Origin of the sequence: Prevotella amnii DSM 23384 = JCM 14753 (genome assembly GCF_000378745.1) — a bacterium.
Lineage (GTDB): Bacteria > Bacteroidota > Bacteroidia > Bacteroidales > Bacteroidaceae > Prevotella > Prevotella amnii.
The window spans coordinates 22295-29377 of record NZ_KB905288.1; the positions used below are offsets into that span (position 1 = coordinate 22295).

Annotated in this window: 7 protein-coding genes; 4 read left to right on the top strand and 3 right to left on the bottom strand. The window is 44.8% G+C overall.

The genetic code is table 11. The features are described 5' to 3' along the window. The first annotated feature begins 7 nt into the window (after window positions 1-7). Window positions 8-1486, top strand: coding sequence for a RagB/SusD family nutrient uptake outer membrane protein (locus F596_RS0107765; RefSeq protein WP_019036504.1), 1479 nt, complete (start codon window positions 8-10; stop codon window positions 1484-1486). On the opposite strand, the gene mobC is transcribed toward F596_RS0107765, so the two are convergent. From mobC to F596_RS0107780, 3 genes are all read right to left on the bottom strand, one after another. Further along, window positions 1476-3479: a conjugal transfer protein MobC gene (gene mobC, locus F596_RS0107770; RefSeq protein WP_019036505.1), complete on the bottom strand. Its 2004-nt coding sequence runs from the start codon at window positions 3477-3479 to the stop codon at window positions 1476-1478. The two genes, F596_RS0107765 and mobC, sit on opposite strands and share 11 nt — an antisense overlap. A 63-nt stretch (window positions 3480-3542) precedes the next feature. Then, window positions 3543-4823, bottom strand: a complete 1281-nt coding sequence (gene mobB / locus F596_RS0107775) for a conjugal transfer protein MobB (protein WP_019036506.1) — start codon at window positions 4821-4823, stop codon at window positions 3543-3545. Continuing rightward, window positions 4820-5200, bottom strand: a complete 381-nt coding sequence (locus tag F596_RS0107780; RefSeq protein ID WP_019036507.1) for a plasmid mobilization protein — start codon at window positions 5198-5200, stop codon at window positions 4820-4822. Before F596_RS0107780 ends, mobB begins: the two co-directional genes overlap by 4 nt. A 364-nt stretch (window positions 5201-5564) precedes the next feature. Between F596_RS0107780 and F596_RS11900 the strand changes: the two genes are divergently transcribed. The 3 genes from F596_RS11900 to F596_RS0107790 all read left to right on the top strand — a co-directional run. After that, a complete protein-coding gene (locus F596_RS11900; RefSeq protein WP_154648193.1) occupies window positions 5565-5768 on the top strand; it encodes a hypothetical protein in 204 nt (67 codons plus the stop codon). A 22-nt stretch (window positions 5769-5790) separates the two neighbouring features. Further along, window positions 5791-6594 (top strand): nucleotide-binding protein, encoded by an 804-nt coding sequence (locus F596_RS0107785; protein ID WP_019036508.1) that lies wholly within the window; start codon window positions 5791-5793, stop codon window positions 6592-6594. Beyond that, window positions 6581-7083: DUF3408 domain-containing protein (locus tag F596_RS0107790; protein WP_019036509.1), on the top strand; the 503-nt coding region annotated here is incomplete at its 3' end. The genes F596_RS0107785 and F596_RS0107790, both read left to right, overlap by 14 nt.

The window sequence follows — 7083 nt, forward strand, 5'->3', positions numbered from 1 at the left end:
CCAGAACATGCAATATTGTACAAAAACAAAAATTATCATTTTTATCATAGGCGTAGTTTGCTTATTCTCTTGCCAAAATGAGTCTACCGACTTTGTTGAAGATCCAGTAAAAGCATATAGTGACACGATTGCAGCCAACACTGCCGTAGGTGCTCTTTATGCAACGGGGCTTCCACAGTTTTATCTTTCGGCAGACCAAGAATATGGTATTCCCTTGGCATGGGGAAGCTATTTGTCCGGACTGTTTGAAAGTGAAGCTACGCAAGGGTATTTCACGGCATTGGAAAAACAAAATTTGGAAGACTCTTCTGTCCGGGATTTGGCCAAACAAATATATACGTCATGTTTTGATGGAATTGAGGCCGCCGATACTGTCATCTTACAGATTCCCAACACGTCGGGATTCACCCCGGCAGAGCAGGCAAAACTTGTTGGTGAAGCTAAATTCTTCCGTGCATTCAATCGGTTTTATCTTATCCGTACATTCGGTTCTTTCCCGGATGAAAGGCATGCCTCCTCGTGGCTGAGTATGGAAAAGGCATATTTGAAAGTGGAAAAAGACTTGCTTGATGCCATTGCCACCTTACCGGAACAGAATTTCCAAGAAAACAATTCACATGTAACGGCATTTACCGCCCGTGCCCTATTGGGTGATGTGTACCTGCATATGAGTGGGAAACCATTACAGAAGAATAAATATGAACAGGCCGCCACTATTCTTCGCCCCATCATACGGTCGGAAAAGCACCATCTCGCAGCTAATGGTGCTAACGAAACAGTGTCTGCTATCAATACGCTTCGAACTACTCCAACCAATGACGAGTACCTTTATGTTGTTTATGGGGAAACATCATTGACACGGGCATCATTCGCTTTTCCCAAAATGGCCAGAAACTGGGAAAATGTCAAGGAGCATGTAGCTTTCAATGCCTTCAAGCCCATTCAGGCGTTTATGAGTTGCTATGCCGATGGAGATATAAGAGGAAAGGACCGACAGTATTTCCATACTTTCTTTAAAGTTAAAGATGAGGGAAAGACAATCTTTGAAATATTTGATCCGGCTCCCTATTTTTGGCTTGCTTCTGGGACAGATATAGCTGCTTCTAACAAACAGTACTGGGGGATTTATCGTTATGCGGAAGTCCTGCTTATGGCAGCAGAAGCCATAGCCCATAGCGAAGGAGTTACTCCGGAGGCTGTAAATTATCTTGCCCAAGTTCGGACTCGCTCTACCTCTGATTCTCAGATTGAATTAAGCAAACAACTTTCAGTATTATCCGTAAATAAGTTTATTGAGGAAGTTTGGTTGGAGCGATTAAGAGAATTACCCTATGAGATGAAACAACTTTCAGATATTTTGCGCACAGACCACTATCCAGTATATAAAGATAGCACACTGCAGTTTGTTCCACTTCAAGAAGCTGGCACTTCACAAGATAAATTATTTAATAAACAATCTTTCTTTCTGCCTAAACCTACTCCTTGATTAAGTGAGCAAGGGCTGGGTTGCTTTTTATCCGTTCTATTTCTGAATCCACAAGAGATAATACATCTTGTTTGACACATTTATAATTGTCTTCGATAGTCTCTTTGAGGTTGTCTGAGCCATTTTCGTTTATGAAGTTTGCTATTACAGGGATTGATTGGTAGGCTTTCATCTCAGCAGAGACTTTGGCACTATCCACCACGATCTCCGCATGGAAAATCTTTTGGTCAATACGCTCATCGAAGTTGTCGGACACTGCTCCAACGAACATTCCCTGTGTGAGGTTACTGATTTTGGATGCAGGGATAAGACTGTCCATCTGCGTAGAGATAGAGGTGGATTTGTCATTGCGGTTGATGGTCATAGACTGCCGTTGCTGGAGAACCTTTCCAAATCGCTCAGAAAGGGTCTTGGCGGTTTCTCCCACGACTTGCCCGGAAAAGACGTTACCCACGGTATTTTGTATCACCTTGCTTTCTTTGTCCCCATAATCGCGAGTAAGCTGTGAGAAGTCCTGAAAGCCCAAACATACCGCCACCTTGTTGCTTCGAGCGGTAGCGATTAGGTTATCCAACCCACGAAAGTAGATGGTCGGCAACTCGTCGATTATCACAGACGATTTGAGCTGCTTCTTCTTATTGATGAGCTTCACGATACGGCTGTTATACAGACCAAGTGCTGCCGAATAGATGTTCTGACGGTCGGGATTATTCCCTACCACAAGCACTTTCGGCTCATTAGGATTATTAATGTCGAGAGAGAAATCGTCACCCGTCATCACCCAATAAAGGGCAGGGCTTATCATACGAGACAGTGGTATTTTGGCACTGGCTATCTGTCCCTGCAACTGGTCTTGTGCTCCTCCTTCCCAAGCGTCCATGAAAGGTGAAAGATAGTTGGCAAGCTCGTCGTAGGAAGTGAGTATCGGGAATATCTGTGCGTAGGGACGGTTCAGAAATTCGATGGCATGGGGAAAGGTGCAATACTTTCCGTTCTCATAGATTTTCAGAAACCAAATGATGGCAGCCAGCAAGATAATCGGCGACTCCACAAAGAAATCTCCCTGCTTCTGTATCCACGAGCGATTCAAATTGAGCATGATGGTATAGGCACTCTCGTAAGCGTCCGATATATCCGTCATAAAGGCAGGATTGATAGGATTACACCGATGCGATTTCCTCGGATCGTCAAAGTTGATTACATAGAACTGTGGCTTCACCTTGTATGCATCCAAGTGATTAAGTAGGTGATTATAAGCAATCTCGGAAAGGTCGGGAAACTTATAATCGTAGATATACATGGCAAAGCCTTTCTCAATCTGCTGCTTGATGTAGTTGTTTACGATAGCGTAGGACTTACCCGACCCCGGTGTGCCGAGTACCATTGAAGCACGGAAGGGATTGACTACGTTAATCCAGCCCTTATTCCATTTCTTCTTATAGTAAAAACGTGTGGGGAGATTGACGGAATACTCATTCTCCATCAACCGAGTTTCCTGCATAAAACTCTCGTTCTCTGTATTGAAAACATCGTCCATCAGGTTGTTTTTGAGTAGTCGGCTCATCCATACGCCACCCATCAGCAGACAGATATAGCCAACGGACAGCGTAAATATATAGAGGGAAGCTACCCCGATCTTGCCGATGGGCAATACCAACAGCCACCAGTTGAGAAAGAAGAATACAAAGCCAAAGAAAAGCACCGTCCAAATCTTTGGCCATGTGATTTTCTCCTCTTTCACACCTTTTGTCCCAAGGCAGGACAAAGCAAGGAAAACCACACAAAAGAGTTTTGTCCAGAGGATAGACGAGAATAATCCCGTTGTACGCTGGAAGTTCATCAATATCTTGTTGATGATACCGAGCGTGAAGTTCCACTGCTGGAACGCCTCGTAACAGAACCAATAACAGTTAACGAGGAGGAATATCACTGATATGCCCCTCATAAAGTCCATGACTTTACCTAATGCCCTTAAATCATCTTCCTGTGCCATAATGCTGTATTTGTAGCCTCCCCCAACCCCTCCAAAGGAGGGGAGTTGGAAATGCTCATTTATTTAACGTTTTCTTCGTTTAATATTTGCCTTACTTAGTTTTCGGAGCTTACGCTGCCATGCCGCCTCCTTCCAATCATCGTTGCCCGTAGGTGTGAACGAACCATCCACCATATCCTCGATGAGTTCATCAACAAGGTTGTCGCCGTCTTCTGTATTTGGATGCAAAGATTCATTTGTAGATGTCTGCTCCAAGTGTTCTGAAGGACTGCCATACAGTGCTTCATCCAAGAATGGATTGTGTGTTGGATTGGATAGATACGCATTGAATACATTAGCAGCATATCCCTTGCCCAATCGGGAGCCGTTGAGCGCAATTCCCTCTTTATCGTCAATGAAGGTAATGCCGTAAATTCTTCCATTATCATTCTTTCGGATTATCACACGCAAGCCCTGTTCCTCCAATCTTTGCCGAAGTTCTTCCTCCGTCTGGGGAGAGGTACGCATTGCTTGCAAGACCTTGTTTCTGATAGCAGGTATCAATGGCTTAATGGCTTGTTTTGATTTCTGCATCCAGTTCTGTACGGCAGTATAGCCCACACCACGGCCGATGTCCGAGGCATGGATGGGTGTGCCTGCCTTGTTGCCCTTATCATCAGTCGGAACATAGACAAGTCCATCGTAATTCTTTCTCCGAAACTCCGTCTTCACTTCTTCCACTGCAAGATTGTATGCGGAAAGAATGGTATTCAATTCACCCAAGGAACAGAAGCGATAATGCTTCAGAACCGTGCGGACAACACTTGTGACCAGTTCCTTGATGTTTCCTCTATCAATGTCCACCTTGGACGTTTCTGTTTCCACATTATCTCTGACCTTTGAACTTGGAATGAGACCAAACCTCTTTTCCAAGGCATCGGTAATCTTCTTGCTCCTCCTTTTCTCAAACTTATCATTAATCTTCTGACCACGACTGTCCACTCGAAGTGATACGATATGGATATGCTCACGGGCGATGTCGTTGTGCTTGAACACGATATAAGGCTGCTTGCCATAGCCAAGTTCTTCCATATACTCCTTGGCTATCTGTGTGAGTTGCTCATCGGATAGTTTCTCGTCCGGGTGCGGATTGAGCGAGCAATGAAATACCATTTTCTTGGTACGGCAGTTCTTGGGTATCAATGCCTCCATATCAGCAAGCACGTCCTCCATCGTATAAGTTCCCTCTTTGTCCTGATACAATTCAGTGGCAAGGAGAATGCTTGCTTCTCCTTTTTCAACCTTTTTGAAGTTGTAGCCGATTGCCCCTCCAAGGTTTTCCGTTGCAGAAATCTTCGCTATCATTTCCTGCGGTAATCTATGGTAAGACTGATTGCCTGCTCTTGCAAGGCAATGATTTGAGCCGACAATTTCTCCAACTTCTCAAGCAGGATCCGTGCAGTCTTTACGCTGTGGTATGCGTTGATGGCACGCACGGTCTGGTTATACAGCACGCCAATCTTATGGATTTGCGCCGTCAGTTCTGAGAGCTTTCGGTAGTATTCCACGGCGGATTTATCCACCGTGATAACCTTAAAACTCTCCCCAAGAATACGTCCACGCACGAAATCCGACTTGGTTTCCGCACCTGATTTATGGAACAAATCAATCGCCCGTTGCTGGTCTTTGGGCTTGGGAAGGCGGGTATCCCATCTATCCCATCGTTCAATTTTTCCATTCATTGTTTTTATCCTTATCTAATTACGACTTTGGAGTAATTCTTCCCCCTTCGGGGCAAGGGTCTTTGTCGGCAGAAACGAAGTTTGTCGGACAAAGACACACCTTGCCAATATCAAGAACTGATACGTTTGAAGTATCCACCCTTGTGGGGTGTCTGCTTCGGGATATTACCTCCATGTATTATTCTCGCCTGCAAAGTTACGGCGGATTTTCAAATATCTCATTATCAGTGATATTCACTCTTTTTCCTCGCATTTCCCTGCACTTCATCGGTGTCATATAATCAGCCAAAATATCATTTATTTTGCAGTCAGAACGAGCGAACAATGGCATGATGATACAAGTAAAAGATACATCGTATTACCGTTGGCTTACACTAAAGATGATAAGAAGGAACGAAACATATTCATAACAATTTGTTGTCATGACAAACTATTGTCAGTACAACAGATAGCAAGAACTATAAATCGTCCTTTCAGACTATCGCACGAACCATACGCAGCCAGAACAAACTGTCTGCTGATACTTCTCAAGAACGAGAGAACGTCCAAACATCAAATAGACAAGTAATATGAACTAAGAAATTATCATTATGGAGAACAAACAACAACGCCCCATCTTTCTGGGGTTCTCCTCGCAAAAGGGAGGAGTCGGAAAAAGCACGCTTGCCGAAATCGTAAGCAGCATATTGTACTACGAACAGAGCATCAACCTCTTCGTGGTGGACTGCGACCTGTCTCAGGATTCCTTTTACAAGCTGAGAGAACGTGAGAAGAGTGTCATTCAGGGAAGCGAGGAGCTTTCCAAGTCTATGCAGGCATTCTTTCAGCACCTCGGCAAAAAGGCATACAGAATTTACAAGTCCAGCCCCAAGGAAGCCATCAGGACTGCACAAAGTAAGATTGACGCTATCAGCAATGAGAAGTACCAGTTGGTTGTGTTCGACTTTCCCGGTCATGCAGGAACAACGGAGCTGATGGAACTGTCCCTTCAGATGGACTATATCCTGTCTCCACTTGAAGCCGACATACAGTCACTCGTCTCCTGCATAGCATACGCCAAGACCATCACGGATATTGGTGTTTCTATGTCCGACTCACGGATAAAGGACATTATCCTGTTCTGGAACAAGGTGGACAGAAGGGTGAGGAACGTCATCATTGACGAATACACAAAGCTTATCCAAGGACACGAACTCACACTCCTGCCCAGCTATGTATATGCCACGCACCGCTTCTCTCACGAACTTTCCACATACGGGCTGCGTGGTGTGTTCCGTTCCACCTATCAGCCTCCTGCAAAGGGACTGCGAACGGGTACGGGGCTGGATGAACTCGTCTCCGAGATAATTCAACGACTCAAACTAAAAACGAAAACAGAAAATGGCAACGATTGAGGAAAGAAAGCAGCAACTGGAAAAGAAGCTGAAGAAAATGGCAGAGGACAATGTAGTGGTGAAACCTATCACGGTCCCCAACCCCTTCGATCCATCCGAGGACATCGAGCCTTCCCTTGCAACATCACGAGAGGAAGACAAAGGTTCGGAAGAAATGAAGACGGCAAAAGAAGAACGAACAGACGAAACAGGAGGAGAGGAAATCGGGAACACGGAACCGAAAAGAGAAAGGAAGCCAAGAATGGAAAAGTCTGGCAGGTCGTCCCTTTCCATAGAGGAATACCGTTCCCTATACTTTCATCCCGTACGTTCGCAAATGCGGACGGCTTTCTCCATCAATTTGGAGACATTACAGAACCTGCGCAATGTGCTACAAGACTTAGGAGAAAGGGTATCTATTGCTTCCTATATTGATAATATCCTCCGGGAGCATCTGCGGGAACATCAGGAACTTCTCAATAATGCAGCAGCAAAGCAAAGACGTAAGAC